The 26735-nt window shown below is 65.0% G+C and carries 28 protein-coding genes and 1 tRNA gene; 23 read left to right on the top strand and 6 right to left on the bottom strand.

All coding sequences use genetic code 11. The annotated features are described in order from the left end of the window. From QUV18_RS22865 to rpoC, 15 genes are all read left to right on the top strand, one after another. On the top strand, positions 1-89 hold an 89-nt coding region (locus tag QUV18_RS22865), incomplete at its 5' end, for a hypothetical protein (protein ID WP_215942303.1). A 167-nt stretch (positions 90-256) separates the two neighbouring features. Beyond that, complete coding sequence (locus QUV18_RS22860; protein ID WP_300896472.1) at positions 257-916, top strand: CatB-related O-acetyltransferase; 660 nt, start codon at positions 257-259, stop codon at positions 914-916. Positions 917-1004: 88 nt separating this feature from the next. Next, positions 1005-1080: transfer RNA gene (locus tag QUV18_RS22855), tRNA-Trp, on the top strand. A gap of 69 nt (positions 1081-1149) precedes the next feature. Next, positions 1150-1329, top strand: coding sequence for a hypothetical protein (locus QUV18_RS22850; protein WP_300896471.1), 180 nt, complete (start codon positions 1150-1152; stop codon positions 1327-1329). Between the two features lie 97 nt (positions 1330-1426). Beyond that, positions 1427-2122 carry a hypothetical protein gene (locus tag QUV18_RS22845; RefSeq protein ID WP_300896470.1) on the top strand — a complete coding sequence of 232 codons (696 nt, stop codon included), beginning with the start codon at positions 1427-1429 and terminating at the stop codon, positions 2120-2122. 136 nt (positions 2123-2258) lie between these two features. Then, positions 2259-2456, top strand: coding sequence for a preprotein translocase subunit SecE (secE, locus tag QUV18_RS22840; RefSeq protein WP_300896469.1), 198 nt, complete (start codon positions 2259-2261; stop codon positions 2454-2456). A gap of 187 nt (positions 2457-2643) precedes the next feature. Beyond that, positions 2644-3177 carry a transcription termination/antitermination protein NusG gene (gene nusG / locus QUV18_RS22835; protein WP_300896468.1) on the top strand — a complete coding sequence of 178 codons (534 nt, stop codon included), beginning with the start codon at positions 2644-2646 and terminating at the stop codon, positions 3175-3177. Positions 3178-3311: 134 nt separating this feature from the next. After that, complete coding sequence (gene rplK / locus QUV18_RS22830; RefSeq protein WP_300896467.1) at positions 3312-3737, top strand: 50S ribosomal protein L11; 426 nt, start codon at positions 3312-3314, stop codon at positions 3735-3737. Position 3738: 1 nt separating this feature from the next. After that, positions 3739-4446, top strand: a complete 708-nt coding sequence (gene rplA / locus QUV18_RS22825; RefSeq protein WP_300896466.1) for a 50S ribosomal protein L1 — start codon at positions 3739-3741, stop codon at positions 4444-4446. Positions 4447-4694: 248 nt separating this feature from the next. After that, complete coding sequence (gene rplJ, locus QUV18_RS22820) at positions 4695-5213, top strand: 50S ribosomal protein L10 (RefSeq protein ID WP_300896465.1); 519 nt, start codon at positions 4695-4697, stop codon at positions 5211-5213. 78 nt (positions 5214-5291) lie between these two features. Further along, positions 5292-5675, top strand: a complete 384-nt coding sequence (gene rplL / locus QUV18_RS22815) for a 50S ribosomal protein L7/L12 (RefSeq protein ID WP_300896464.1) — start codon at positions 5292-5294, stop codon at positions 5673-5675. 72 nt (positions 5676-5747) lie between these two features. Then, positions 5748-6806, top strand: a complete 1059-nt coding sequence (locus tag QUV18_RS22810) for a hypothetical protein (RefSeq protein WP_300896463.1) — start codon at positions 5748-5750, stop codon at positions 6804-6806. Positions 6807-7067: 261 nt separating this feature from the next. Beyond that, positions 7068-11204: a DNA-directed RNA polymerase subunit beta gene (gene rpoB / locus QUV18_RS22805; protein WP_300896462.1), complete on the top strand. Its 4137-nt coding sequence runs from the start codon at positions 7068-7070 to the stop codon at positions 11202-11204. Between the two features lie 5 nt (positions 11205-11209). Then, positions 11210-11578: a hypothetical protein gene (locus QUV18_RS22800; RefSeq protein WP_300896461.1), complete on the top strand. Its 369-nt coding sequence runs from the start codon at positions 11210-11212 to the stop codon at positions 11576-11578. Further along, the gene (rpoC, locus tag QUV18_RS22795; RefSeq protein ID WP_300896460.1) at positions 11575-15819 is read left to right on the top strand and encodes a DNA-directed RNA polymerase subunit beta'; all 4245 of its coding nucleotides are present in this window, start codon (positions 11575-11577) and stop codon (positions 15817-15819) included. The genes QUV18_RS22800 and rpoC overlap by 4 nt, the downstream gene beginning before the upstream one ends. Positions 15820-15888: 69 nt before the next feature. Here the strand turns inward: rpoC and QUV18_RS22790 are convergent, their stop codons facing one another. Beyond that, positions 15889-17307 carry a DUF4189 domain-containing protein gene (locus QUV18_RS22790; RefSeq protein ID WP_300896459.1) on the bottom strand — a complete coding sequence of 473 codons (1419 nt, stop codon included), beginning with the start codon at positions 17305-17307 and terminating at the stop codon, positions 15889-15891. Between the two features lie 157 nt (positions 17308-17464). Here QUV18_RS22790 and QUV18_RS22785 point away from each other — a divergent pair, with 157 nt between their 5' ends. Both QUV18_RS22785 and QUV18_RS22780 read left to right on the top strand, forming a co-directional pair. Further along, a complete protein-coding gene (locus QUV18_RS22785) occupies positions 17465-17836 on the top strand; it encodes a hypothetical protein (RefSeq protein WP_300896458.1) in 372 nt (123 codons plus the stop codon). Then, positions 17833-18030, top strand: a complete 198-nt coding sequence (locus tag QUV18_RS22780; protein WP_300896457.1) for a helix-turn-helix transcriptional regulator — start codon at positions 17833-17835, stop codon at positions 18028-18030. The genes QUV18_RS22785 and QUV18_RS22780 overlap by 4 nt, the downstream gene beginning before the upstream one ends. 151 nt (positions 18031-18181) lie before the next feature. Here QUV18_RS22780 and map read toward each other — a convergent pair whose 3' ends face one another. Beyond that, a complete protein-coding gene (gene map / locus QUV18_RS22775; RefSeq protein ID WP_300896456.1) occupies positions 18182-19036 on the bottom strand; it encodes a type I methionyl aminopeptidase in 855 nt (284 codons plus the stop codon). 191 nt (positions 19037-19227) lie between these two features. Continuing rightward, positions 19228-19941 (bottom strand): DNA/RNA nuclease SfsA, encoded by a 714-nt coding sequence (gene sfsA / locus QUV18_RS22770; protein WP_300896455.1) that lies wholly within the window; start codon positions 19939-19941, stop codon positions 19228-19230. Between the two features lie 48 nt (positions 19942-19989). Here sfsA and QUV18_RS22765 point away from each other — a divergent pair, with 48 nt between their 5' ends. The 6 genes from QUV18_RS22765 (at position 19990) to QUV18_RS22740 (ending at position 24352) form a co-directional block, all read left to right on the top strand. Beyond that, positions 19990-20712, top strand: coding sequence for a molybdopterin-binding protein (locus tag QUV18_RS22765; protein WP_300896454.1), 723 nt, complete (start codon positions 19990-19992; stop codon positions 20710-20712). Then, positions 20709-21443 (top strand): GNAT family N-acetyltransferase, encoded by a 735-nt coding sequence (locus tag QUV18_RS22760; protein WP_300896453.1) that lies wholly within the window; start codon positions 20709-20711, stop codon positions 21441-21443. The genes QUV18_RS22765 and QUV18_RS22760 overlap by 4 nt, the downstream gene beginning before the upstream one ends. Next, entirely contained in the window at positions 21440-22012 is a 573-nt protein-coding gene (locus QUV18_RS22755; protein ID WP_300896452.1) for a peroxidase-related enzyme, read from the top strand. The genes QUV18_RS22760 and QUV18_RS22755 overlap by 4 nt, the downstream gene beginning before the upstream one ends. 62 nt (positions 22013-22074) lie before the next feature. Further along, positions 22075-22971: an OmpA family protein gene (locus QUV18_RS22750; protein WP_300896451.1), complete on the top strand. Its 897-nt coding sequence runs from the start codon at positions 22075-22077 to the stop codon at positions 22969-22971. A 5-nt stretch (positions 22972-22976) separates the two neighbouring features. Next, positions 22977-23816 carry a carbon-nitrogen hydrolase family protein gene (locus QUV18_RS22745; protein ID WP_300896450.1) on the top strand — a complete coding sequence of 280 codons (840 nt, stop codon included), beginning with the start codon at positions 22977-22979 and terminating at the stop codon, positions 23814-23816. Positions 23817-23896: 80 nt separating this feature from the next. Continuing rightward, positions 23897-24352, top strand: a complete 456-nt coding sequence (locus QUV18_RS22740) for a methylated-DNA--[protein]-cysteine S-methyltransferase (RefSeq protein ID WP_300896449.1) — start codon at positions 23897-23899, stop codon at positions 24350-24352. Here QUV18_RS22740 and QUV18_RS22735 read toward each other — a convergent pair. The 3 genes from QUV18_RS22735 to QUV18_RS22725 are packed head-to-tail and all read right to left on the bottom strand — an operon-like array spanning position 24349 to position 26707. Next, entirely contained in the window at positions 24349-25053 is a 705-nt protein-coding gene (locus QUV18_RS22735) for a CDP-alcohol phosphatidyltransferase family protein (protein ID WP_300896448.1), read from the bottom strand. The genes QUV18_RS22740 and QUV18_RS22735 overlap by 4 nt on opposite strands. Positions 25054-25088: 35 nt before the next feature. Continuing rightward, positions 25089-26003 carry a tyrosine recombinase XerC gene (locus QUV18_RS22730; RefSeq protein ID WP_300896447.1) on the bottom strand — a complete coding sequence of 305 codons (915 nt, stop codon included), beginning with the start codon at positions 26001-26003 and terminating at the stop codon, positions 25089-25091. Next, positions 26000-26707 (bottom strand): DUF484 family protein, encoded by a 708-nt coding sequence (locus QUV18_RS22725; protein ID WP_300896446.1) that lies wholly within the window; start codon positions 26705-26707, stop codon positions 26000-26002. Before QUV18_RS22725 ends, QUV18_RS22730 begins: the two co-directional genes overlap by 4 nt. Between the last annotated feature and the right edge of the window lie 28 nt (positions 26708-26735).

Raw genomic sequence — 26735 nt, 5'->3', positions numbered from 1 at the left:
CGATCGCCATGGAAGACGGCCTCCGCTTCGCCATCCGCGAAGGCGGCCGCACCGTGGGTTCTGGTGTGGTTTCCAAAATCATCGAGTGATCGCCGCGCAGGCATCGCTTCAAGACTTCGAAAGGGCGCCCCTAGCGGCGCCCTTTCCTTTTTGCCGCCCCCCTGCTATCTGCACCCCGCAGCCAATGGAGGGAACCATGGACCAAGCCGCCTGATCGCATCACCCGACCCCGGACCGATCAAACGCGAGGCTTGCCATGCACCGCCCCTTTCCCGGCGCCGATACGCGCCATCCGCTGACCCTTCCCGACGGCACCGTTCACACCGGCACCGTCTTCCTGAAAAACGCCATCGACCATCCGCGCATCGAGGTGGGCGACTATACCTATGCCAGCGCCCATGTCCCGCCCGAGGACTGGGCGGCCCGCCTGGCGCCCTACCTCTACCCTGGCTCGCCCGAGCGGCTGGTCATCGGCCGCTTCTGCCAGATCGCCGATGGCGTCACCTTCATCACCGCCTCGGCCAATCACCGGCGCGACGGGTTCTCGACCTTCCCCTTCGCCGTGTTCGACGGCGGGTTCGAGGCCGGGCGGCCCTCGCTGCCCCGAACCCCGGATCCGGATACCGTGATCGGCCATGACGTCTGGCTGGGGCAGGGGGTGCGCGTCCTGCCCGGCGCCCGGCTCGGGCACGGCGTCATCGCCGGGGCGGGGGCCGTGGTGGCGGGGCATGTCCCGCCCTACACGCTGGTCGCCGGCAACCCGGCCCGGCCCGTGCGCACCCGCTTCGACGCCGCCACCATCGCCCGCCTGCTCGAAATCGCCTGGTGGGACTGGCCGATCGACCGCATCCTCGCCCACGAGGCGGCGATCTGCGGGGCAGACCTTGCGCATCTCGAACGCGCGGCGGCCGGCTGAACCGTTCCTTCCCGGATAATCCCCCCTCCGCCCCGAAATCGGGCTTGAACTTTCGCAGGCGTTGCCGTATCCGGGGCTTCGCTTGCGAAGGGGTATAGCTCAGCTGGTAGAGCGACGGTCTCCAAAACCGTAGGTCGCGGGTTCGAGCCCTGCTGCCCCTGCCATTCCTCCCGACAGTCCGAACATCCGGTACGCGCCCCTTTTGCGGGCGCTCCGAGGCCTTTGCACCCGGCATGGATGATTCCGATTCGATTCGAATTGTCGGCATCCGGGACATCGGGAAAATCTCACCGTTCCGGCCCCGGAAACAGTTTTTTCCCAGTGAAATCAGTGTTGCCGAAATTGCGGCTGAAAAAGGGCCGAATTGCGGCGCGACACAATTCAGGCCCTTTCTTGCCACATTTGCGCCATAATTGGACCACAGAAAAACCCCCGTTCCCGGCACCGCCCAGATGGGCATTGGAACCGGGGCAGGCGTGGGGGCGTCTGACATGTTGAACGAGTGCTGCCATGACCAAGTTTGTTGTCCTTTCAAAGACGAACCCGCACCTGCCCCACGATTCCGTCGAGCTGCAAAGCCCGCCGCCCGAAGATGCGCTGAATGACGACGTCGCCCAGAAGAACGCCGAGCTCCATATCAGCCAGCTGATGCTGGGTGAGGGCGTCGCGGGGGACACGCGTAAAGACATTCCGTCGCCCGGAACCGCCGAGATCGTCCGGAAGACGCCGCAGCCGAAGGGCGCCGATGCCCTTCCGCCGCTCGAGCCGCAGGAAGAGCTCGACGAGGAACAGCGCCTCCGCGCTGCCTTCTCCGCCGAGGAAGAAGAGGAAGCCGAAGCGGCCCGCGCCAGCCTCCTCTCCCGTCTCCGCCCGCGCCACGTGGGCATCGCGGCCCTCGTGCTCACGGCCTTCTTCTGGCCGGTCCTCCTCGGCGCGGCGTTCCTGGTCCTGGCATGGTTCGCCGTCCTGGCGATCCTGTCGCTGCGCTACCTCGTGACCGCCGGCCACTGGTACCGCTTCGCCGGCCGGCGCCCGAAAACCGCCGAACGCCTGCGCCGCGTCATCGACCGCGCCGCCCTGCGCCTCGACAGCGTGCTCGACTACCTGCCCGACAGCCTGGCCGAAAGCCTCGCGCTGCCCGACATGTCGCAGCCGGTCGCCAAGACCCGGCCCGCCGCCCGCCACGGCGGCATGCGCACCTCCTGATCCCTCGCCGACGGCATGCCTCTCCATGCCACACCCGCCCGGTTTCCCGGGCGGGTGTTTTCTCGACCCTTGAATTCACGCGGGGCTGGGCGTATGTCCGCCCGCAACGCGCATTCAGCTACAGGCATATCCGCACATGGCAATGACCAATCCGCTTCAGTTCATCCAGCAGGTCCGCTCGGAAGTCGCAAAGGTCGTCTGGCCCACCCGGCGCGAGGTGTTCCTGACCACGGTCATGGTCTTCATCATGGCCACCCTAACCGCGATCTTCTTCGCCCTGGTCGACCTGGCGATCCGCACCGGCCTGACGGGTATCCTGGGCTTCTTCGGCTGAGCGTCAGAAAATTCCCCCTTGCCCTTGATTTCAAGGCGGTTTGGGGGTAGGCCAGCCGACACTCCGATACATGGCGCGCGGCGATTCGTGTTGCGCGCCGCTTTTTGTTTCGGGGACCTCAGGCCAAGCGCCTGAAAATACGAATATATCCGGCAACGCGCCGGGCTTGACAGGACTTGGTTGAACGATGGCAAAACGGTGGTACTCGGTTAGCGTTCTCTCGAATTTCGAGAAGAAGATTGCCGAGCAGATCAGACAATCCGTTGCCGAGCAAAGCCTCGAGGACGAGATCGACGAGGTGCTCGTGCCGACCGAGGAAGTGATCGAGGTGCGCCGCGGCAAGAAGGTCACGGCCGAGCGCCGGTTCATGCCGGGCTACGTGCTGGTCCACATGGAAATGTCGGACAAGGGCTATCACCTGATCAACTCGATCAACCGGGTCACCGGCTTCCTCGGTCCGCAGGGCCGCCCGATGCCGATGCGCGACGCCGAGGTGAACGCCATCCTGAACCGCGTCCAGGAAGGCGAGGAAGCCCCGCGCACCCTCATCTCCTTCGAGGTGGGCGAGAAGGTGAAGGTCAACGACGGCCCGTTCGAGGATTTCGACGGCATGGTCGAGGAAGTCGACGACGACAACCAGCGCCTCAAGGTGATGGTGTCGATCTTCGGCCGGGAAACCCCGGTCGAGCTGGAATACACGCAGGTCACCAAGCAAGGCTGACCGCGCCCGAAATGCCCGGGTCTCCCGGGATGCCGAAGTGGAAGGCGAGCGCATCGCGATGCGCGGACCGGACCACACAACTCAGATCCCGCAGGGGCGCGCCCCCGGGAAGTTGGAAGTAAAGGAGAGGCCTCATGGCCAAGAAACTCGCAGGCACGATGAAGCTGCAAGTGCCCGCAGGTCAGGCGAACCCGTCCCCGCCCGTGGGTCCGGCGCTTGGTCAGCGTGGTATCAACATCATGGAATTCTGCAAGGCGTTCAACGCCAAGACGCAGGAGATGGAGCCGGGCGCACCGTGCCCGACCGTCATCACCTACTATCAGGACAAGTCCTTTGAAATGGACATCAAGACGCCGCCGGCGTCCTATTACCTGAAGAAGGCCGCCAAGCTGAAATCCGGCTCCAAGACGCCGGGCCGCGATTCCGTCGCGACCGTGTCGCCGAAACAGCTGCGCGAAATCGCCGAGGCCAAGTGGAAGGACCTCAACGCAAACGACGTCGAAGCCGCGATGAAGATCATCGCCGGTTCCGCACGCTCCATGGGCATCGAGGTGAAGTAAGATGGCAAAGCTCGGAAAACGCACCCGCGCCGCCCGCGAGGCCTTTGAAGGCAAGATGAACGTGACCGTCGAAGAGGCCGTCGCGCTGGTCAAGAACAACGCCAAGGCCAAGTTCGACGAAACCGTCGAGATCGCGCTGAACCTCGGCGTCGACACGCGCCACGCCGACCAGATGGTCCGCGGCGTCGTCGGCCTGCCCAACGGCACCGGCAAGGACGTTCGCGTCGCCGTCTTCGCCCGCGGCCCCAAGGCCGAAGAGGCCGAGAAGGCCGGTGCCGACATCGTCGGCGCAGAGGACCTGATGGAAACCGTGCAGTCGGGCAAGATCGACTTCGACCGCTGCATCGCCACGCCGGACATGATGCCGATCGTCGGCCGCCTGGGTAAAATCCTCGGCCCGCGCAACCTGATGCCGAACCCCAAGGTCGGCACGGTGACGATGGACGTGGCTGACGCCGTCAAGGCCGCCAAGGGCGGCGAGGTGCAGTTCAAGGCCGTCAAGGGCGGCATCGTCCACGCCGGCATCGGCAAGGCCTCCTTCGACGAAGAGAAGCTGGTCGAGAACGTGCGCGCCTTCGTGACCGCGGTGAACAAGGCCAAACCGGCCGGCGCCAAGGGCACCTACATGAAGAAGATCTCGCTCACCTCGACCATGGGGCCGGGCGTTTCGATCGACGTGGGCGACGCGGCCACCCTGGCCGACGCCTGAGAATTTGCCTCCGGTCTCTAGGGGCCGGGGCGAATGGCGGGGCCGCCACGGTGGCCTCGTCCTGTCCGAGATGGAGGGTTGGGCATCCGCCCAATAATTCCTTCCTGAGATGGGGAACGAGTTGAGATTCCATGCGAAGGCCCTGCCTTCGGGTGATCTTGGTCTCGGGACCCTGAAATTGGACCCGAACGGCGGGGCAACCCGCCAAAACTGAGCCGGGGGGAAACCCCCAAATTTGGAGTGAAACTGTGGATAGAGCCCAGAAAGAGAAAGTGGTCGAGGAACTCGGCCAGATCTTCGAAAGCTCTGGCGTCGTAGTGGTAGCCCACTACGCGGGTCTCACGGTTGCAGAAATGCAGGATCTTCGCGCTCGCGCCCGCGCGGCCGAAGCATCCGTTCGCGTTGCCAAGAACAGGCTCGCCAAGATCGCCCTTGAGGGCAAGCCGTGCGAAAGCATTGCCGATTACCTCACGGGCATGACCGTGCTCACCTTCTCGGAAGACCCTGTGGCAGCAGCCAAGGTCGCCGAGGACTTCGCCAAGGATAACAAGAACTACGAGATCCTTGGCGGGGCAATGGGTTCGGATCCCCTGGACCGGGCCGGTGTCGAAGCCGTGTCGAAGATGCCCTCGCGCGACGAGCTTATCGCTCAGATCGCAAGCTGCATCGGCGCACCCGCTTCGAACATTGCCGGGGCCATTGGCGCACCTGCCTCGAACATCGCGAGCATCCTTTCGACCATCGAAGAGAAGGCCGAAGCTGCATAAGCGCAACTGGAACATCCCGCGTGTGGGGCAATCGCCCGACGTTGGAACACAAACTTGGAAAACGGAAAGAGCTGTAAAATGGCTGATCTGAAGAAACTCGCCGAAGAGATCGTTGGTCTGACGCTTCTCGAGGCACAAGAACTGAAAACCATCCTGAAAGACGAGTACGGCATCGAGCCCGCCGCTGGCGGCGCCGTCATGATGGCCGGCCCGGCCGGTGGCGACGCCGGTGGCGACGCTGGTGAAGAGCAAACCGAATTCGACGTGATCCTGAAGTCCGCTGGCGCTTCCAAGATCAACGTCATCAAAGAGGTGCGCGCAATCACCGGTCTTGGCCTGAAAGAAGCCAAGGAACTGGTCGAAGCCGGTGGCAAAGCCGTCAAGGAACAGGTTTCCAAAGACGAAGCAGAAGAGCTCAAAGGCAAGCTGGAAGCAGCTGGCGCAGAAGTCGAGCTCAAGTAATTCCTGTCCGGAATTGCGGAATCTTCAGGGGTCCGTTCCGCGGGCCCCTGTTTTCGTTGTAAGGACACCGGCATGAGCCCGCGATACCTTTTCACCTGTCCCGATTCTCCGAAACCCTCGGGCGGCGTGGCGGTTGTCTACCAAACGGCCGAATTCCTGGCCGAAGCGGGCTACGACACGGGGCTGGTGCATAACAGCCCGGGCGCCTTCCACCCGGATTACGCGGTGAACGTGCCCAATTTCCACACGCGCGCCATCGACCGGGTGATGACCCGTTACAGCGGGCGCCGCGCCCGCCTGCGCGCCATGACCCGGCGGCTGATGCCCGGCGCCTTTACCGGCGGGGGCGACGCGCTCGACCTGCGCCCCGACGACGTGATCGTGATGGGCGAATGGCAGATGCCCGACGTGATCGAGGCGTTCCCCCGCCACCGCAAGATCGTCTATGTCCAGAATCCCTTCGCCCATGTCGATGCCCATGCCCGCGCGCTTGGCCGCGGGCTCGACCCGGTGGCGCAGATCGACCACTACATCGGCATCTCGGATGCCAACATGAACGTGTTCGACCTGCTGGGCCTCGATCATGTGTCCTATTTCCCCGTCGCCCCCAAGCTCGACCTTTTTCCCTACCGGGAGACCAAGAAGAAACTGGTCACCTACATGCCCCGCAAGCGCCCGGAAGAGGCGCTCGTGGTCGACCGCGCCCTGCGCGCCCGCGGCCGGCTGATGGGCTATGACCTCGTCGCCATCGACGGGGCGCCCCCGGCGAAAGTGGCCGAGCTTCTGGGCGACTCGCTGATCTTCATCTCCTTCCTCAAGCAGGAGGCGCTTGGCTTCCCCGCGGCCGAGGCGATGTCGGCCGGCTGCATCACGGTCGGCTTCACCGGGTTCGGCACCGAGGAATATTTCACCCCCGACACCGGCGTGCCCACGCCCGAGGGCGATCTGCCCGCGCTGGTCAAGGCGACCGAATCGGTGATCGCCGAATACGAATCGTCACCGGCCCGTCTCGACGCCCTTCGCGGCGCGGCCTCCGCCTTCGTGCGCGATCGATACGCCCCCGAGCGCTTCAGGAACGGGCTTCTCGACGCCTGGAAGGGGATCGAGGCGAGCCTGGGACGCGCAAATTGATCCTGATGGCAAAAGGTAAACCATACGTGAGCGAGAAACCGCCCTTGACACCCTTGCGGAGGGAACAAATATGATGCTACGAGATCACCTCACTTAACGCATCTTGCCAAACCTGTACGTGCGCAGGTTTGGCTAGGTGCGTTTCGATGTCCGAGCGTTCAGCCTGGCACGCTGCACAGGAATGGGGCATCGAACCGCCTGAACAGTCACTTCGCCGGTTGCCGCCCCGCGAAGTGGCGTGAGTACAAGGACAGCGCCCTTATGCCCGCGACCTATCTCGGCCAGAAACGTCTTCGCAAATATTACGGCAAAATCCGCGAAGTGCTGGAGATGCCCAACCTCATCGAGGTTCAGAAATCCTCCTACGACCTTTTCCTGAATTCCGGCGACCAGCCCGACCCGCAAGACGGCGAAGGCATCAAGGGGGTCTTCCAGTCGGTCTTCCCGATCAAGGACTTCAACGAAACCAGCGTGCTGGAATTCGTCAGCTACGAGCTGGAAAAACCCAAGTACGACGTCGATGAATGCATGCAGCGCGACATGACCTACAGCGCCCCGCTGAAGGTCACCCTGCGCCTGATCGTGTTCGATCTCGACGAAGACACCGGCGCCCGCTCGGTCAAGGACATCAAGGAACAGGATGTCTTCATGGGGGATATGCCGCTCATGACCCCGAACGGCACCTTCGTCGTCAACGGCACCGAGCGCGTGATCGTCTCGCAGATGCACCGTTCGCCCGGCGTGTTCTTCGACCACGACAAGGGCAAGACCCATTCCTCGGGCAAGCTGCTCTTCGCCTGCCGGATCATTCCCTACCGCGGCTCCTGGCTCGATTTCGAGTTCGACGCCAAGGATATCGTCTTCGCGCGGATCGACCGCCGCCGCAAACTGCCGGTGACGACCCTGCTCTATGCCCTCGGGCTGGACCAGGAAGACATCATGAATGCCTACTACGAGACGGTTGATTACAAGCTGCAGAAGAAGAAGGGCTGGGTCACCAAGTTCTTCCCCAACCGCGTGCGCGGCACCCGTCCGACCTATGACCTGATCGACGCCGCCTCGGGCGAGGTGATCGCCGAAGCCGGCAAGAAGATCACGCCCCGCGCCGTCAAGAAGCTGATCGACGACGGCAACGTGAAAGAGCTTCTCGTTCCCTTCGAGCAGATCGCCGGCCGCTTCGTCGCCCGTGACATCATCAACGAGGAAACCGGCGCGATCTATGTCGAGGCCGGCGACGAGCTGACGATCACCCGCGACAAGGACGGTGAAATCACCGGCGGCACGGTGATGGACCTGATCGAGGCGGGCGTCACGGATATCCCCGTGCTCGACATCGACAACATCAATGTCGGCCCGTACATGCGCAACACCATGGCGCAGGACAAGAACATGAACCGCGAAACCGCGCTCATGGATATCTACCGCGTCATGCGCCCCGGCGAGCCGCCGACGGAAGAAGCCGCCTCGGCCCTCTTCGACACGCTGTTCTTCGATGGCGAGCGCTACGACCTCTCCGCCGTGGGCCGCGTGAAGATGAACATGCGCCTCAACCTCGAAAAGCCCGACACCCAGCGCACGCTGGACCGCGAGGATATCGTGGCCTGCGTCAAGGCTCTGGTCGAGCTGCGCGACGGCAAGGGCGACATCGACGACATCGACCACCTCGGCAACCGCCGGGTGCGCTCGGTCGGCGAGCTGATGGAGAACCAGTACCGCGTCGGCCTCCTCCGCATGGAGCGCGCCATCAAGGAACGCATGTCCTCGGTCGAGATCGACACCGTCATGCCGCAGGACCTCATCAACGCCAAGCCGGCGGCGGCCGCGGTGCGTGAATTCTTCGGCTCCTCGCAGCTGTCGCAGTTCATGGACCAGACCAACCCGCTCTCGGAAGTCACCCACAAGCGGCGCCTCTCGGCGCTCGGGCCGGGCGGCCTGACGCGTGAACGCGCGGGCTTCGAGGTGCGCGACGTTCACCCGACCCACTATGGCCGGATGTGCCCGATCGAGACGCCGGAAGGCCCGAACATCGGCCTGATCAACTCGCTGGCCACCTTCGCTCGCGTGAACAAGTACGGCTTCATCGAGACGCCCTACCGCCGCGTGAAGGACGGGCAGGTCACCGACGACGTGACCTACATGTCCGCCACCGAGGAAATGCGCCACACCGTCGCCCAGGCCAACGCCACGCTCGACGACAACGGCAAGTTCGTCAACGAGATGGTCAACACCCGCCAGTCGGGCGAATACATGCTGGCCCCGGTCGAGCATGTCGACCTGATCGACGTCTCGCCGAAACAGCTGGTTTCGGTCGCGGCCTCGCTCATTCCGTTCCTCGAGAATGACGACGCCAACCGCGCTCTGATGGGCTCGAACATGCAACGTCAGGCCGTGCCGACGCTCCGGTCCGAGGCCCCGCTCGTGGGCACCGGCATCGAAGGCGTCGTCGCGCGCGACTCGGGCGCCTCGGTGCTCGCCCGCCGCGCCGGCGTGATCGACCAGGTCGATGCCCAGCGGATCGTGATCCGCGCCACCGAGGATCTCGAAATCGGTGATCCCGGCGTCGACATCTACCGCATGCGCAAGTTCCAGCGCTCGAACCAGAACACCTGTATCAACCAGCAGCCGCTGGTGAAGGTGGGCGACACCGTGGGCAAGGGCGAGGTCATCGCCGACGGCCCGTCGACCGACCTGGGCGAACTGGCGCTTGGCAAGAACGTGGTCACGGCCTTCATGCCGTGGAACGGCTACAACTTCGAAGACTCGATCCTGATCTCGGAACGCATCGCCCGCGATGACGTGTTCACGTCGATCCACATCGAGGAATTCGAGGTCGCCGCCCGCGACACCAAGCTCGGACCGGAAGAGATCACCCGCGACATCCCCAACGTCGGCGAGGAAGCCCTGCGCAACCTCGACGAGGCGGGCATCGTCTATATCGGCGCCGACGTGCAGCCGGGCGACATTCTCGTGGGCAAGATCACCCCGAAAGGCGAAAGCCCGATGACGCCCGAGGAAAAACTCCTCCGCGCCATCTTCGGCGAAAAGGCCTCCGACGTGCGCGACACCTCGCTGCGCGTGAAGCCGGGCGACTACGGCACTGTCGTGGAGGTCCGCGTCTTCAACCGCCACGGGGTCGAGAAGGACGAGCGCGCGCTCCAGATCGAGCGGGAAGAGGTCGAACGCCTTGCCCGTGACCGCGACGACGAGCTCGCCATCCTCGAGCGCAACATCTACGCGCGTCTCAAGGACCACATTCTCGGCAAGGTCGCCGTGAAGGGGCCCAAGGGCGTCAAGGCCAACTCGGAAATCACCGAGGAACTGCTGGAAACGCTCTCGCGCGGCCAGTGGTGGCAGCTTGCCCTCAAGGAAGAGAAGGACGCCCAGATCGTCGAGGCCCTGAACGAGCAGTACGAGGCGCAGAAACGCACCCTCGACGCCCGTTTCGAGGACAAGGTCGAGAAGGTCCGCCGCGGCGACGACCTGCCCCCGGGCGTGATGAAGATGGTCAAGGTCTTCATCGCCGTGAAGCGCAAGCTTCAGCCGGGCGACAAGATGGCGGGCCGTCACGGCAACAAGGGCGTCATCTCCAAGGTGGTCCCGATGGAGGACATGCCGTTCCTTCAGGATGGCACCCCGGTCGACTTCTGCCTCAACCCGCTCGGCGTGCCGTCGCGGATGAACGTCGGCCAGATCCTCGAAACCCACATGGGCTGGGCGGCCCGCGGCCTCGGCATCAAGATCGACGAGGCACTGCAGGAATACCGCCGCTCGGGCGACCTGACCCCGGTCCGCGAGGCGATGAAGATCGCCTATGGCGACGATGTCTACGAAGAAGGCATCGCTCCCATGTCCGAGGAAGGGCTGGTGGAAGCCGCCGGCAACGTCACCCGTGGCGTGCCGATCGCGACCCCGGTCTTCGACGGTGCGAAAGAGCCTGACGTGAACGACGCGCTGAAACGCGCGGGCTTCGACGAAAGCGGCCAGTCCATCCTGTATGACGGCCGCACCGGCGAACAGTTCAGCCGCAAGGTGACCGTCGGCGTCAAGTACCTGCTCAAGCTGCACCACCTTGTCGACGACAAGATCCACGCACGTTCCACCGGGCCGTACAGCCTCGTCACCCAGCAGCCGCTGGGCGGCAAGGCCCAGTTCGGCGGCCAGCGCTTCGGCGAGATGGAGGTCTGGGCGCTGGAAGCCTACGGCGCGGCCTACACCCTGCAGGAAATGCTGACGGTGAAATCCGACGACGTGGCCGGCCGGACCAAGGTCTACGAGTCGATCGTCAAGGGCGAGGACAATTTCGAGGCCGGCGTGCCCGAAAGCTTCAACGTGCTGGTGAAGGAAGTCCGCGGCCTCGGCCTCAACATGGAACTCCTTGACGAAGAGGAGGACGAGTAAGCCGGATGTTCAGGGCGGGCCTGTTTCTTTTGTTGAGCCCCTTTGCCAGCGGCTGTGATGCTGGCAAAGAGTGCAACAACGGAGAAGCAGGAATGGGCCCGTGCTTCGCTGGGGTTCAGGATGAGATTGGCAATGGTTACATGATGCTGCATTCATCCTTTGGTCCGCGTGGTCGCCAGTTAGCTGTCGAAAGGGCTTTGTCCTATTGCGAGCTGCCCCTGAACACCGATCCCTCCGTAGTCGAGTTTAAAGACGCCATCAGTTATTCCGACCTAAGTCTCCCAAACCAACAGGGCCCTGTGATGATCCCCGAAGTAATCGACATAGAAGATTACTACTTCCGCTGCCCTGAGCCTGGAAAGGACACCCAATGAACCAGGAACTCACGAACAACCCGTTCAACCCTGCGGCCCCCGCCAAGGTGTTCGACGAAATCAAGGTCTCGCTCGCCAGCCCGGAACGCATCCTCAGCTGGTCCTACGGCGAGATCAAGAAGCCCGAAACCATCAACTACCGCACGTTCAAGCCCGAGCGTGACGGCCTGTTCTGCGCGCGCATCTTCGGCCCGATCAAGGACTACGAATGCCTGTGCGGCAAGTACAAGCGGATGAAATACCGCGGCGTCGTCTGCGAGAAATGCGGCGTCGAGGTCACGCTCCAGAAGGTCCGGCGCGAGCGCATGGGCCATATCGAGCTGGCCGCCCCCTGCGCCCATATCTGGTTCCTGAAATCGCTGCCCTCGCGTATCGGCCTCATGCTCGACATGACCCTGCGTGACCTCGAGCGCGTGCTCTACTTCGAGAACTACGTGGTGATCGAGCCGGGCCTGACCGACCTGACCTACGGCCAGATGCTCACCGAAGAAGAGTTCATGGACGCCCAGGACGCCTACGGCATGGATGCCTTCACCGCCAATATCGGCGCCGAGGCGATCCGCGAGATGCTGCAGAACATCGACCTCGAATCCGAGGCCGAGCAGCTCCGCGCCGACCTGGCCGAGGCCACCGGTGAACTCAAGCCCAAGAAGATCATCAAGCGCCTGAAGGTCGTCGAGTCCTTCCTCGAATCCGGCAACCGCCCGGAGTGGATGGTCATGACCGTGATCCCGGTCATCCCGCCGGAACTGCGCCCGCTCGTCCCGCTGGACGGCGGCCGCTTCGCCACCTCCGACCTCAACGACCTCTACCGTCGCGTGATCAACCGGAACAACCGCCTCAAGCGGCTGATCGAACTGCGCGCGCCCGACATCATCGTCCGCAACGAAAAGCGGATGCTGCAGGAATCGGTCGACGCGCTCTTCGACAACGGCCGCCGCGGCCGGGTCATCACCGGCGCCAACAAGCGCCCGCTCAAGTCGCTCTCCGACATGCTCAAGGGCAAGCAGGGCCGCTTCCGCCAGAACCTTCTCGGCAAGCGGGTCGATTTCTCGGGCCGTTCGGTCATCGTGACCGGCCCGGAACTCAAGCTGCACCAGTGCGGCCTGCCCAAGAAGATGGCGCTCGAACTCTTCAAGCCGTTCATCTACTCGCGGCTCGAAGCCAAGGGCATGTCCTCGACCGTCAAGCAGGCCAAGAAACTGGTCGAGAAAGAGCGCCCCGAAGTCTGGGACATCCTCGACGAGGTGATCCGCGAGCACCCGGTTCTCCTGAACCGCGCGCCCACGCTTCACCGTCTCGGCATCCAGGCCTTCGAACCCACGCTGATCGAAGGCAAGGCGATCCAGCTTCACCCGCTCGTCTGCTCGGCCTTCAACGCCGACTTCGACGGTGACCAGATGGCCGTGCACGTCCCCCTCTCGCTGGAAGCCCAGCTCGAGGCGCGCGTCCTGATGATGTCGACCAACAACGTCCTGTCGCCCGCCAACGGCGCACCGATCATCGTGCCCTCGCAGGACATGGTTCTCGGCCTCTACTACACCTCGATCATGCGCGAAGGCATGAAGGGCGAAGGCATGGTCTTCTCCTCGATCGACGAGGTGCAGCACGCGCTCGACTCGGGCGAGGTGCACCTGCACGCCAAGGTCACCGCGCGCCTTCCCCAGATCGACGAGGAAGGCAACGAGGTGATGCAGCGGTTCGAAACCACCCCGGGCCGCGTCCGCATCGGCGCGCTCCTGCCGCTCAATGCCAAGGCGCCCTTCGAACTGGCCAACCGCCTCCTTCGCAAGAAAGAGGTGCAGCAGGTCATCGACACCGTCTACCGCTACTGCGGCCAGAAGGAGAGCGTGATCTTCTGCGACCAGATCATGGGCATGGGCTTCAAGGAAGCCTTCCGCGCCGGCATTTCCTTCGGCAAGGACGACATGGTCATCCCCGAGCAGAAATGGACCATCGTCGAAGAGACCCGCGAACTCGTGAAGGGCTTCGAGCAACAGTACATGGACGGCCTGATCACCCAGGGCGAAAAGTACAACAAGGTTGTCGATGCATGGTCGAAATGTAACGACCAGGTGACCGAGGCGATGATGGGCACCATCTCGGCCGAGATCACCGACGAGAGCGGCGCCGTGCAGGAACCCAACAGCGTCTACATGATGGCGCACTCGGGCGCGCGGGGCTCGGTCACGCAGATGAAACAGCTGGGCGGCATGCGCGGCCTGATGGCCAAGCCGAACGGCGACATCATCGAGACGCCGATCATCTCGAACTTCAAGGAAGGCCTGACCGTGCTGGAGTACTTCAACTCCACCCACGGCGCCCGGAAGGGTCTGTCGGACACGGCGCTCAAGACCGCCAACTCCGGCTACCTGACCCGCCGTCTCGTCGACGTCGCGCAGGACTGCATCGTGCGCCAGCACGATTGCGGCACCGAACGCGCGATCACCGCCGAGGCCGCCGTCAACGACGGTGAGGTGGTGGCGTCGCTGGCCGAGCGCGTGCTGGGCCGTGTCGCGGCCGAGGATATCGTCGACCCGGCAACGGGCGAGGTGGTCGTGGCCCACGGCCAGCTCATCGACGAGCGCCTCTCCGACGCGATCGACAACGCGGCGGTCCAGACCGCCCGGATCCGCAGCCCGCTGACCTGCGAGGCCGATGACGGTGTCTGCGCCATGTGCTATGGCCGCGACCTCGCCCGCGGCACCATGGTCAACACCGGCGAAGCGGTCGGCATCATCGCCGCCCAGTCGATCGGCGAACCCGGCACCCAGCTCACGATGCGGACCTTCCACATCGGCGGCGTGGCGCAGGGTGGCCAGCAGTCGTTCCTCGAAGCCAGCCAGGAAGGCACGATCGAGTACGAGAGCGCCCAGACGCTCGAGAACTCGTCGGGCGAAACCCTGGTCATGGGCCGCAACATGAAACTGCGGATCATGGGCGAGAACGGCGCCGAGCTGGCCAGCCACAAGATCGGCTACGGCTCCAAGCTGTTCCTCAAGGAAGGCGACAAGGTCAAGCGCGGCGACAAGCTGTTCGAGTGGGATCCCTACACCCTGCCGATCCTTGCCGAGAAAAGCGGTACGGCCCGGTTCGTCGACCTCACCACCGGTGTCTCGGTGCGCGAGGTGACCGACGACGCCACCGGCATGACCCAGCGGATCGTGTCCGACTGGCGCGCCGCGCCCCGCGGGAACGAGCTGAAGCCGGAGATCCTGATCGCCGACGCAGATGGCGAACCGGTGCGCAACGATGCCGGTCACCCGGTCACCTACCCGATGTCGGTCGACGCCATCCTGTCGATCGAAGACGGGCAGGAGGTCAGCGCCGGCGACGTGGTCGCCCGGATCCCGCGCGAAGGCGCCAAGACCAAGGACATCACCGGCGGTCTGCCGCGTGTGGCCGAACTCTTCGAGGCACGTCGCCCGAAGGATCACGCCATCATCGCGGAAATCGACGGCTACGTCCGCTATGGCCGCGACTACAAGAACAAGCGCCGGATCAGCATCGAACCGGCCGACGAGTCGCTCGAGCCGGTCGAATACATGGTGCCCAAGGGTAAGCACATCCCCGTTCAGGAAGGGGATTACGTGCAGAAGGGCGACTACATCATGGACGGCAACCCCGCGCCCCACGACATTCTGTCGATCATGGGGGTCGAGGCTCTGGCCGATTACATGATCAACGAGGTGCAGGAGGTCTATCGTCTGCAGGGCGTGAAGATCAACGACAAGCACATCGAGGTGGTCGTCCGGCAGATGCTCCAGAAGTGGGAGATCCTCGACAGCGGGGAAACCACGCTTCTCAAGGGCGAGCATGTGGACAAGGCCGAATTCGACGCGGCCAACGAAAAGGCCATCGCCAAGGGCAAGCGCCCGGCACAGGGCGAGCCGATCCTTCTGGGGATCACCAAGGCCTCGCTCCAGACCCGGTCGTTCATCTCGGCGGCGTCGTTCCAGGAAACCACGCGCGTGCTGACCGAAGCCTCGGTCCAGGGCAAGCGTGACAAGCTGGTCGGCCTCAAGGAAAACGTCATCGTCGGCCGCCTCATCCCGGCGGGCACCGGTGGCGCGACACTCAAGGTTCGCCAGGTCGCCCAGGGCCGCGACAACGTGGTCATCGAGGCCCGCCGCGAAGAGGCCGAAGCGGCCGCCGCGCTGGCGGCCCCGGATGCCAACGACGTGGTCGGCGGCGACGATTTCGACAACTTTGTCGAAACGCCGGAAAGCCGCGAAGACTGAGCATCGGCCTGATGGAAACAACAAAGGCCCCGCCACCCGGCGGGGCCTTTTTCGTTCGCGGCAACGCCCTCAGGGCAGGGCGTAATCCAGCACCCGCATCGCCGAATTCGGCTCTGACGCATCTTCCTTCCACGCGCGGATTGTCTCGTCGGTGATCGGGTTAGTGCGCAACAACACCCGGGTCCCCCGGCTTTCGCAACGCGGATAGGCGGCCAGAACCTTCGACCGGAAATCCCGCATGACCCCGGTGATCTCCGCCCTCTTGGCATCGGAGATCGCGCCCGCATGGCGGTTGCGCTTGCCCCAATTGCCGCCCTCGTCGAGGTTGACTTCCTTGGCTCTGTCCGTCCCGCACCCCTCGAGCGCGATGGGCTGTTTCGGCAGCCCGTGGATGGTCACCGACGACAGCTTTTGCCCGTCATAGGTCGCGTTCAGGAAGTTGCTGCAAAACTGCATCAGCCGGGCATAACACCCGCCCTCCGCCACCGGCGCCGCGCTCGCTTCGGGCATCGGCGCGCGCAACAGAACGTCCATCGGCGCCTCGGTGCGGTCGTTGCAGACCCAGGCCGACCCGCCGCAGGCGCTGCCGCCGTTCCGCTTCCGGCATTCTTGCGCCGCGCGGCCTTCCACCGCCGACCGTGTCGCGCCCACGGCCCAGCCATGCGCCGTGGCCGACCCGCCGGCATAGTGATAGGCCATGCACCCCTTGCCCGAGCCGAACAGCTTGATCTGGCAATCTTCCCCGCCGCGCGCCTCGCATTCGCCCTGCGCCCGGGCCCGCGCCTCGGCCGGGTCGGGGAAGTCATGGGCAAACCCGAAGCCGCCGTCGCTGATCGACACCGCCAGCGCCGCGAACTGCCGCGCGGCCACAAGCCCCTCCGGCACAGCGTTGCCCCTTGCCTGCTCGGTCTCGGCAATCCGCCGGACCTTGCCCCGCACGAGGCGCAGCTCGCTCGCCTTCACCCCCTCGTCTTCGGCGATGGCCAGCATCTCGGCTGCTTTCGCAAGGTCGCGCGGCACCCGTCTGCCGTCGGCATAGGCCGCGGCCAGGATCACCGCCGCCTCTCCGAACCCGCCCCGCGCGGCCCGCCCCAGCATGGCGGCACCGGCCTCGGGGTCGTCGGGCACCCCATCGCCTCCGCCCGTCAGCATGGCCTCGCCATAAACCTTCAGCGCCACCGGATAGCCCAGCTCCGCCGACTGGCGCACATAGCCCATCGCCTCCGCGCGCGATACCGACAGGAAGGCTTTGCAGCGCTTGCGCAGCCAGTTCATGTTGTTCAGCAGAACCGGATCGCCGCCCTCGACCCCCTCCCAGACCTGCCGGATCGCGGCCGTCTCGCCGTCACAGGCCCGGTCAGTCAGGGCGTTCCCGGCATCGCGCTGTTGCTGCCAGAAACCGGGCAGATCATCCGCCGCGGCGGGCAGTGTCGTGGAAAGCGAAAGAAAAGTCGCGGCGTAAATACCTGTAATGAAATGTCTAAACATGAATACCTTCAATGCTTTGAGTGATAAAACACTGTCACGCTAACAAGCGCCCGACCCCCGCGCAACTGGCGCGGCTTGGGCGCGATGTAAACCGTCCTTGACATTTCCTGATAAGACCTCCAAATGTAAAGCACACTTTACAACAGAAGGCCGCCCGATGAAACGCAACCTCGCCCTCATGCTCGTGGGCTTTGCCGCCTACGCCGTCGCCCTGGTCTTCTCGCAGAAGCTCCTGCAAGCCGGTCCCCACGGCGCGACCGCCCGCATCCTCCTCTCCCTCGCCCCCATGCTGCCGGCGGTCTTCATCTGCGGCGTCATCATCCGCACCATCCGCCACCTCGACGAAATGCAGCGCAAGCTGCAATTCGAGGCGCTGGCCTTCGCCTTCGCCGGCACCGCCCTCTTGACCTTCGGCTATGGCTTCCTCGAAGGGGCGGGCCTGCCGACGCTGTCGATGTTCGTGGTCTGGCCGCTGATGGCGGCGCTCTGGGTGATCGGCACCGTCATCGGCCGCATCCGCTACGGATGAGGAACCGCATTCAGGAACTGCGCCGCCAGCGCGGCTGGTCGCAAGCCGACCTCGCCAGCCAGCTCGGCGTCTCCCGCCAGACGGTCAACGCCCTCGAACGCGGCCGCTACGATCCCAGCCTGCCGCTGGCCTTCACCATCGCCCGCCTGTTCGGCGCCGCCATCGAGGAGGTGTTCGAGCCCGATCCGGAGTGAATCGCAACGCCCGGCGCGTTAACCCGGCCCGACAGGCCGGGATGTCGGCAAAAAATACCGACGTAATACCGACGTGTTACCGACGCGATACCGACATCGCGTTTCGCCGTATTCTCAGTGAATTAACCCTGATTCGCCAAGGGCAGGGCGGTCAGCCCCAGGTCGGGTGGAATTTACCCGCTGTCGACAGCGTGAATATCTCGCACCCGTCTGCCGTCACCCCGATGGAGTGCTCGAACTGCGCCGAAAGCGACTTGTCCCGCGTGATCGCCGTCCAGTCGTCCGACAGCACCTTGGTTTCCGGCCGCCCGAGATTCACCATCGGCTCGATGGTGAAGAACATGCCTTCCTCCAGCACCGGCCCCGTCCCGGGGCGGCCATAGTGCAGCACGTTGGGCGGCGCATGGAACACCCGGCCCAGCCCGTGACCGCAGAAGTCCCTGACAACGCTCATTTTATGACCTTCCACGAAGCTCTGGATCGCATGGCCGATATCGCCGAACGTGTTGCCCGGCTTCACTGCCTCGATCCCTTTCATCAGGCTGTCATGGGTCACCTGCATCAGCCGCTCGGCATAGGGCTTCGGCTGGCCGGCCACGAACATCCGGCTGGTGTCGCCATACCACCCGTCGACGATCACCGTGACGTCGATATTCAGGATATCGCCATCCATCAGCGTATCATCCGTGCGCCGGTTGGTGTCGTTCTTCCATTTCGGCAGCTTGCTTCCCGGAATCCCGTGGCAAACCACGTGGTTGACGCTGATACAGCTCGCGTGCTGGTACCCCTTGTACCCGATCGTCGCCGAGGTCGCCCCGGCCCTATTTACATGGTCCTCGATCATCCGATCGAGCGCGCCCGTGGTCTGGCCAACCTGCACATGCGGCGCCACCTCGTCGAGGATACGCGACGCCAGCTCGCCCGCCTTGTGCATGCCGGCAAAGTCGTCCCGCTCATGGATGCGGATCCCGTCGCGTGTCAGTTTGCCGCGATGTTCGTTCTTCACGGTTGGCTCCCGTAACTTACCGTTTCGGCGTCTATTTATGACAGATGCGCCCGATGTGCCAGAGGCCCCGCCTGCGGCCTACTGTGCGCTGCTCCAGCATTGCAATATCTTACGTCACTCGGATGAAAGGTAATGCAATTGCCGGATTTTCCAAGAGTTTCCGCGATTTGCCGGGTCGGCACGGGCCCCATTCAACGGGGCGTTGAAAAACCGAGCGGCCCCGCCACCTGAACCGCTTCCGGCGTGATGGCACAGCCAAGGCAGATCGTCTCGACGCCGGCTGCCTCTGCCTCTGCAAAAGCGGCGGCATAGGCCGGGTCGATATCCGAAGCCAGCGTGACCTCGGCGCAATCCGTCCTCTGAACCAGGAACAGCATCACCGCCCGGTGCCCGGCCCGGGCCATTTCCGCCAGTTCCAGCAGGTGCTTGCGCCCCCGCGCCGTCACGCTGTCGGGAAACTCCGCAAGCCCCGCCTGCCGCGACAGCGTCACCGACTTCACCTCCACGTAGGCATCCGGCAACCCCTTCTCCTGCAACAGGAAATCGATCCGGCTGCCGGCCCCGTACTTCCGTTCGGGCAGCACCGTTCCATACCCCTCCAGCCCCGGCACTGCCCGCGCCTCCAGCGCGGCTTTCAGCGCCCGGTTCGGCAGCCCGGTATCGACCCCGGTGAAATGCCCATCGCCGTGATCCACCAGCCGCCAGCCATAGTTCAGCTTCTTCCGCGGGTCGTCATTCGGCTCGACCCAGATGCGCATCCCCGGCTCGGCCAGCCCCATCATCGAGCCCGGATTGGCGCAATGCGCCACCTCCTCGCGCCCGTCCGCCTCCAGCCGGATATCGGCCAGGAACCGTTTGTACCGGCGAAGAAGCCGCGCCGGCTCAAGAGGGGTTTGAAAGCGCATGAATCAGGGCCTATACCGATCTGACGACCCGTTCAAGAAAGGCCGCCGATGCCCAACCCCACCGCCGCCATGCTCGTCATCGGGGATGAAATCCTCTCGGGCCGCACGCGCGACGCCAACATGCACCACCTCGCAAAGGTGCTGACGGGCCGCGGCATCGACCTGCGCGAGGTGCGCGTGGTCAGCGACGACCCCGACGCCATCGCCAACGCCGTGAAAACGCTGTCGGACACCTACGATCACCTCTTCACCTCGGGCGGCATCGGCCCCACCCATGACGACATCACCGCCGACAACGTGGCCCGCGCCTTCGACACCCCGATCGACGTGCGCGAGGATGCCCGCGCCCTGCTTGCGGCCCATTACGAGAAAGGCGGCCAGACCCTGAACGACGCCCGCCTGCGCATGGCCCGCATCCCCGAGGGCGCCACCCTCATCGACAACCCGGTCAGCATCGCGCCGGGCTTCACGCTGGGCAACGTGCATGTCATGGCCGGCGTCCCGCGCATCTTCGAGGCGATGCTGGAAAGCGTGCTGCCTTCCATCACCGGCGGCTCGCCCGTGCTGTCGCAAACACTTCGGATCATGCGCCCCGAGGGCGATACCGCGGGCCCGCTGGCCGAGCTGGCAAAGCGCTATCCCGACCTGTCCATGGGCTCCTACCCGTTCCAGCGGGAGGGGGCTTTCGGCGCCAACGTCGTGCTGCGCGGGCCCGATCCCGCAAGGCTCGACGCCGCGATGGCCGAGCTGCGCAAGGCCTTCCCGGAATGACCCCGGACATCGAAACCCTCTACGGCGTGATCGACGCGACATGGGCCCCCGCCGCCATGACGCAGGCCGGCCCATGGACGATCCGCGAAGGGCAGGGCGGCGGCCAGCGCGTCTCGGCCGCCACGGCGAACGGCCCGGTCACCGAAGGCGACTTGCCGCAAGCCGAAGCGGCGATGCGCGCGCTTGGCCAGACACCGCTTTTCATGATCCGCAAGGGGGATGACGCCCTCGACTCCACGCTCGACGCGCGCGGTTACAAGGTGGTCGACCCGGTCAACCTGTGGATCGGCCCGGCCCAGCCCCTCGCCGACGCGGCCGGCCCGCGCGCCAAGGCCTACGCCGTGTGGGAGCCGCTGGCGATCCAGGTCGACATGTGGGCCGACGGCGGCATCGGCCCCGGCCGGATTGCGGTGATGCACCGGGTCGCCGGCCCCAAGACCTCGATCATCGGCCGGTTCGAGCACACCCCCGCTGCCACCGCCTTCGTCGGCCTGCACGCGGGCGTCGGCATGATCCACGCGCTCGAAGTGCCCGCAGCCCTGCGCCGCAAGGGTGTGGCCGCGCGCGCCTGCCGCCAGGCCGCGCTCTGGACGGTGCAGAACGGCGGCACCTTCATCTCGGCCCTCTGCACACAGGCCAACACCGGCGCCAACGCCCTCTATGCTTCCCTCGGCCTTGGGGTTGTGGGACAGTACCACTACCGCAAACTACAGGAAGACAGCCCGTCATGAGCCAAGACGATCAGCCCACCGCCCTCGATCTGCCGATGGCGGACCCGCTGCCGCCCGAGACGCAGAAATACTTCGACGTCTGCATGGACAAGCTGGGCATGGTGCCGAACGTGCTGAAGGCCTACGCCTTCGACATCGACAAGCTCAACGCCTTCACGGCCATGTACAACGACCTGATGCTGGCCGACAGCGGGCTGACCAAGCTCGAACGCGAGATGATCGCGGTGGTCGTCTCCTCCATCAACCGCTGCTGGTACTGCCAGGTGGCCCATGGTGCCGCCGTGCGGGCGCTCTCGGGCAGGCCAGAATTGGGCGAGGCGATGGTGATGAACTGGCGCATGGCCGACCTCGACGCCAAACAGACCGCCATGCTGTCCTTCGCCGAAAAGGTCACCAAGGCCAGCGCCGAGGTGACCGAGGATGACCGGCAGGCCCTGCGCGACGCGGGCTTCTCCGACCGCGATATCTGGGACATTGCCAGCGTCGTCGGCTTCTTCTCGATGTCGAACCGCGTGGCCAGCGCGACGGGGATGCAGCCCAACCCCGAATACCACGCCCAGGCGCGCTAACGCCGTTGGCCGGGCTGGCGCGCCTCCTTCTCCTGTTCCCGCTTCTGGCCGGGGGGGCCTGCATGGCGCAGGCGCTCGACCTGACCGTGCCGGGCGATGCCGACCTCACCCGCGAAGAACAGAGCGCGGCGGAGTCCTACCTCCTGCCCACCGGCCCCTTCGCCGACGGACAGGTTCCCTCGATCGACGTCGAGGGGATTGTCACCCGGCAGGCCTGGCGGATCGAGGGCGAAGAGCTGACCACGCTCAAGCTGCTGACCCCCCTGCGGGATCAGTTGCAGGAGGCGGGCTACGAAATCCTCTTCGACTGCGCCGACCGGGAATGCGGCGGGTTCGATTTCCGCTTCAACGTCAGCGTCCTGCCCGCGCCAGACATGTTCGTCGACCTGTTCGACTTCCGCTTCCTGTCGGCGCGGCGAAAGGATGGCGCCGCCGCGGAATATGTCACCTGCCTTGTCAGCCTGACGGGCGAGACCGGCTACCTGCAACTCGTCACCGTGGGCGGCGGGCAGGCCCCAACGGTCGAGATCGGCGATATCGGAACCCTGACCCCCGCGACCCCGCCACAACCGGTCGAGGCGGCGAAGCTGGTCGAGCAACTGGTAGGGCAGGGGCACGTCGTGCTCTCCGATCTCGAGTTCGACAGCGGCTCGGCAGCGCTGGCAGAGGGGCCTTACGGTTCCCTCGCGGCCCTGGCGGCGTTCCTGAACGCCGATTCCGCCCGCCGTATCGCGCTGGTGGGGCATACCGACACGGTGGGCGGGCTCGACCCGAACGTCGCCCTTTCCCGCCGCCGCGCCGCCTCTGTGCTGGAACGGCTGGTGTCGCGCTACGAGGTGCCGCGTGCGCAGATGGAATCGAACGGAATGGGTTACCTCTCGCCCGTGGCGCCCAACACCACCGAGGCCGGGCGCGAGGCCAACCGCCGGGTCGAAGCCGTCCTGCTGAACGCCGAGTGACGGGGATGACCGACCCCGCCTCGCTCCGCCTGCTCGCCTGCCAGATCGACGTGCCACCCATGACCCGCGCGGAGGAGCGCGACGCGCACCTGTCCCGGACAACCCGGCTGGTCTCCGACGCGCTGTCCGAGCGGCCCGCCGATCTCGTCGTACTGCCCGAACTGTCCAGCATCGACTACGCCCGCCCCGCCTTCGATGCGCTGGATGATCTGGCCGAACCGCTGGAGGGCCCGTCTTTCCAGGCATGGGCCAGCGTCGCGCAGGCGCATGGCACCCACGTCGTTTTCGGCTTCGCCCGGCAGGCCGGCCCCGACAGGTTCATCAGCATGGGCGTGGCCGCCCCGGATGGCACCTGCCTCGGCGCCTATGACAAGCTGCATCTCTGCCAGTACGGCGCCTCGATGGAGAAGGAATATTTCACCCGCGGTGACCACGTCCTGACCTTCGAGGTCAACGGCCTCACCTGCGCTCCGATCATTTGCTACGATATCCGCATCCCGGAACTGCCCCGCAGCCTGACCCTGAAGCACGGGGCCGACGTCATTCTGCACAGCGGCGCCTATTACCGCGACGAGAGCTTTGCCACCTGGCACGAATTCATCACCGCCCGGGCGCTGGAAAACCAGGTCTACCTGCTCAGCCTGAACCGGGCGGGCGCACATTTCGGCGGCTCGGCCTTCTGCCGGCCGTGGATGGACGAGACGCAGCCTAAGATGCCCTTCGACGCCCACGCCGAAGACCTGCGCTGGTTCGACGTGACCAGGAGTGAAATCGCCGAGGCGCGGGAAGGATACACCTTCCTGAAGGACCGCCTGCCAGATTACGACGCCCTCCCGCGCAGTTAGCCGCGTCAATGCGCAGGTTTCGGGGCGCACGGGCCTCCGAAACGCGCTATCCTTCGCGGCAACGCCGAAGGAGGCCGCCCATGTATTCCGCCACCCTGCCAACGCCGGTCGGCCCGCTGACCGTTACCAGCAACGGCACCGCCATCACCCGCGTCACGTGGGACGCGCCCAAGGGTCACGACGACCGCCCCGAACTGGCCGAGGCCCTGTCACAGCTCAAGGCTTATTTCGACGGAACACGCAAGGAATTCGACCTCCCCCTTGCCGTCGAGGCGCCCGATTTCCAGGTCTCGGTCTGCGACGTCATGCAATCCATCCCCTTCGGCGAAACGCTCACCTACGGCGAAATCGCCAAGCGCCTCGGGGTGCCGGCCCAGGCCGTCGGGCAGGCCTGCGGCGGCAACCCGATCCCGGTGATCATCCCCTGCCACCGCGTGTTGGGCGCCACCTCTCTCGGCGGGTATTCGGGTGAAGGCGGGGTGGAAACGAAAGTCTGGCTTTTACGCCACGAGGGCGCGGCGGGCCTGTTGATCTAGGCCTTGCGCCGTTCGGGAATGACCTGCTGCACGATCCCGGCAAACAGCAGGTAGAGGCTCGTCGCCACCAGACCCCAATGCGCCCAGCTTTCCGGGTGGAAATCGACCCAAGCCGCCCAGCCGGCAAAGAAGGTCCACGCCACGGCCACCGGCAGCGACACGACCCTCCAGCGCTTCGTCCGCGCCGGGTGGACGAATTTCAGCGGCAGGAACATTGCCACCGCCATCGCCACCACCAGCACGAGGATCAGCCAGAAATTCGGCTCGACCGCGAACAGCACCAGCACCAGCACCAGCATGTTCCAGCAGCCGGGAAAGCCGTGGAACGAGTTATCCTTGGTCTTCATCTTGGTGTCGGCGAAGTACATCGCGCTGGCATAGGTGATCACGATGATCGCGAACCATCCCGTCCAGCCCGGCAACAGGTCCGAGCTGAACAGCGCAAAGGCCGGGATGAAGACATAGGTCAGGTAATCGATGATCAGGTCGAGCAGTACGCCGTCGAACCGCGGCGAATACTTCTGCACCTGGTAGTGCCGGGCCAGCGGCCCGTCGATGCCGTCGACGGCAAACGCCACCACCAGCCACAGGAACATCAGGTCCCATTTCTCGTCCACCGCCGCCAGCATGGCCAGCATGGCGAACACCGCACCCGTGGCGGTCAGAAGGTGAACGAGGAGGGCCTTGAACGTGTCCGTCATGTGGGTGTCATGAAGCAAAAGCGCCCGCGGCGCAATTAGGCTTTGGGATGGGCACGGCGATAGACCTCCATCAGGCGGGCCGTATCGACGGCGGTGTAGGCCTGCGTGGTGGAAAGCGAGGCGTGCCCGAGCAGTTCCTGAATCGCCCGCAGGTCGCCCCCGGCATTCAGCAGGTGTGTCGCGAAGCTATGGCGCATGGCATGCGGCGTCACGCTGGCGGGCAGGCCAAGCTGCAGGCGGACCTGCTCGACCACCTTTTGCACCGCCCGCGGCCCGAGCGCCCCGCCGCGCACGCCGCGGAAGACGGCCGCCCCCGGTTCGGCAGGGTAGGGGCAAAGCCGCAGGTACACCGCCACCGCGTCTCGCGCCGGCGCAATCACCGGCACGATCCGTTCTTTGCCGCCCTTGCCGGTGATCCGCAGCACCTCGCCAAGCGGCAGGTCGGCGCCTTTCAGGCCAAGCGCCTCTGATATCCGCAGCCCGCAGCCGTACAGCAGTGTCACCACCGCCTGGTCCCGTGCCGCGACCCACGGCTCCTGCGATTGCAGGTCGAGCGTGTCGATCACTCCCTGCGCCGCATCCTCGGCCAGCGGGCGGGGCAGCTTCTTCTGGAACTTGGGCGCCTTCGCCGCCATCACCGTGGTGGCGTCGAAATTCTCGCGCTCGGACAGCCAGCGATAGAAGCTCTTCACCGCCGACAGTTTCCGCGCCAGCGACCGCGCGCCAATCTCCTGCCCGCGGCAGCGCGCCATCCAGCTTCGCATGTCCGACAGGGTTACCGTCTTGAGCGCGCCGATGCCCTGCAGCGCGCCCTTGTGCTCGGTCAGGAAGGCCAGGAAACCCGAAACGTCGCGCCTGTAGGCGTCAAGCGTGTTGGCCGAGGCGCCCTTCAGGGCCTTCTGCGATTGCAGCCAACCCTGAAGCGCGGCCTGCGCGGCGTCGGAAATCATGACAGCCAGCGGCGCATCGCCCTTTCGAAAACGCCGGTGAAGAAGGCCAGCAGGTCGGTGCCCTGCTGTGGGCTGAACTGGTGCGGGTCCTCGGCCCCCATGGCCAGCATGCCCGGAAGGCGCCCCTTGCCGAAGTCGAGCATCAGGCAGGCTTCCGACCGGATATACTCGGCCCGTTCACCATAGATCTGTGCATCGCCCTCGCTCAGCTGGCGCAGGGTGACCTGCCGCGCCGGGCCGGGGCGGCCCGCGGTCAGGTAATCCTCGATGAAACCGGGCTCGGCCACCGAAAGAACATCGCCCAGCTTGCGTACCGCCGGATCCTCGTCATCCTGCACCGATTCCAGCACCAGCTTGACGCTATCCACCCGCAGGATATCCGCCACCTCGCCGCCGAGGTCGCGCAGGAAGGTCTCGAAATCCGTCGGGTCCAGCATCCGCAGCACGGCGCGGTGCACCTGGTTGGTGCCCGAGAGGTTTTCATAGGCCGCCGCGATCACGCTGCGATGCGTATCCTCCAGCCGGGCAAGCCGTGCCTCGAGCCGTTCCATCGCGATCCCGCGAAGGTCGACGATATTGCCGCCCATCGCACGCTCGTTGGCCGCGATCAGGGCGCGCATAAGGTCCTGATCCTCAAGGATGACATCCGGTTGCGAGATGATTTTCTCGCGCATCTGGTCGTTCATGGCTGGGCTGCTGCTCATTCCTGCCTCTTTATCTTTTTCGATTTTA

Origin of the sequence: Roseovarius sp. (assembly GCF_030373445.1) — a bacterium.
Lineage (GTDB): Bacteria > Pseudomonadota > Alphaproteobacteria > Rhodobacterales > Rhodobacteraceae > Roseovarius.
Note: the sequence above shows the minus strand (reverse complement) of the source record. Positions and strands in the feature narration are given on the sequence as shown.

Excerpts from the sequence above, each read along its gene's own strand:
- QUV18_RS22860 (WP_300896472.1), top strand. The coding sequence starts at position 257 with ATGCACCGCCCCTTTCCCGGCGCCGATACGCGCCATCCGCTGACCCTT.
- QUV18_RS22850 (WP_300896471.1), top strand. The coding sequence starts at position 1,150 with ATGGATGATTCCGATTCGATTCGAATTGTCGGCATCCGGGACATCGGG.
- QUV18_RS22845 (WP_300896470.1), top strand. The coding sequence starts at position 1,427 with ATGACCAAGTTTGTTGTCCTTTCAAAGACGAACCCGCACCTGCCCCAC.
- secE (WP_300896469.1), top strand. The coding sequence starts at position 2,259 with ATGGCAATGACCAATCCGCTTCAGTTCATCCAGCAGGTCCGCTCGGAA.
- nusG (WP_300896468.1), top strand. The coding sequence starts at position 2,644 with ATGGCAAAACGGTGGTACTCGGTTAGCGTTCTCTCGAATTTCGAGAAG.
- rplK (WP_300896467.1), top strand. The coding sequence starts at position 3,312 with ATGGCCAAGAAACTCGCAGGCACGATGAAGCTGCAAGTGCCCGCAGGT.
- rplA (WP_300896466.1), top strand. The coding sequence starts at position 3,739 with ATGGCAAAGCTCGGAAAACGCACCCGCGCCGCCCGCGAGGCCTTTGAA.
- rplL (WP_300896464.1), top strand. The coding sequence starts at position 5,292 with ATGGCTGATCTGAAGAAACTCGCCGAAGAGATCGTTGGTCTGACGCTT.
- QUV18_RS22810 (WP_300896463.1), top strand. The coding sequence starts at position 5,748 with ATGAGCCCGCGATACCTTTTCACCTGTCCCGATTCTCCGAAACCCTCG.
- rpoB (WP_300896462.1), top strand. The coding sequence starts at position 7,068 with ATGCCCGCGACCTATCTCGGCCAGAAACGTCTTCGCAAATATTACGGC.
- QUV18_RS22800 (WP_300896461.1), top strand. The coding sequence starts at position 11,210 with ATGTTCAGGGCGGGCCTGTTTCTTTTGTTGAGCCCCTTTGCCAGCGGC.
- rpoC (WP_300896460.1), top strand. The coding sequence starts at position 11,575 with ATGAACCAGGAACTCACGAACAACCCGTTCAACCCTGCGGCCCCCGCC.
- QUV18_RS22790 (WP_300896459.1), bottom strand. The coding sequence starts at position 17,307 with ATGTTTAGACATTTCATTACAGGTATTTACGCCGCGACTTTTCTTTCG.
- QUV18_RS22785 (WP_300896458.1), top strand. The coding sequence starts at position 17,465 with ATGAAACGCAACCTCGCCCTCATGCTCGTGGGCTTTGCCGCCTACGCC.
- QUV18_RS22780 (WP_300896457.1), top strand. The coding sequence starts at position 17,833 with ATGAGGAACCGCATTCAGGAACTGCGCCGCCAGCGCGGCTGGTCGCAA.
- sfsA (WP_300896455.1), bottom strand. The coding sequence starts at position 19,941 with ATGCGCTTTCAAACCCCTCTTGAGCCGGCGCGGCTTCTTCGCCGGTAC.
- QUV18_RS22765 (WP_300896454.1), top strand. The coding sequence starts at position 19,990 with ATGCCCAACCCCACCGCCGCCATGCTCGTCATCGGGGATGAAATCCTC.
- QUV18_RS22760 (WP_300896453.1), top strand. The coding sequence starts at position 20,709 with ATGACCCCGGACATCGAAACCCTCTACGGCGTGATCGACGCGACATGG.
- QUV18_RS22755 (WP_300896452.1), top strand. The coding sequence starts at position 21,440 with ATGAGCCAAGACGATCAGCCCACCGCCCTCGATCTGCCGATGGCGGAC.
- QUV18_RS22750 (WP_300896451.1), top strand. The coding sequence starts at position 22,075 with ATGGCGCAGGCGCTCGACCTGACCGTGCCGGGCGATGCCGACCTCACC.
- QUV18_RS22745 (WP_300896450.1), top strand. The coding sequence starts at position 22,977 with ATGACCGACCCCGCCTCGCTCCGCCTGCTCGCCTGCCAGATCGACGTG.
- QUV18_RS22740 (WP_300896449.1), top strand. The coding sequence starts at position 23,897 with ATGTATTCCGCCACCCTGCCAACGCCGGTCGGCCCGCTGACCGTTACC.
- QUV18_RS22735 (WP_300896448.1), bottom strand. The coding sequence starts at position 25,053 with ATGACGGACACGTTCAAGGCCCTCCTCGTTCACCTTCTGACCGCCACG.
- QUV18_RS22730 (WP_300896447.1), bottom strand. The coding sequence starts at position 26,003 with ATGATTTCCGACGCCGCGCAGGCCGCGCTTCAGGGTTGGCTGCAATCG.
- QUV18_RS22725 (WP_300896446.1), bottom strand. The coding sequence starts at position 26,707 with ATGAGCAGCAGCCCAGCCATGAACGACCAGATGCGCGAGAAAATCATC.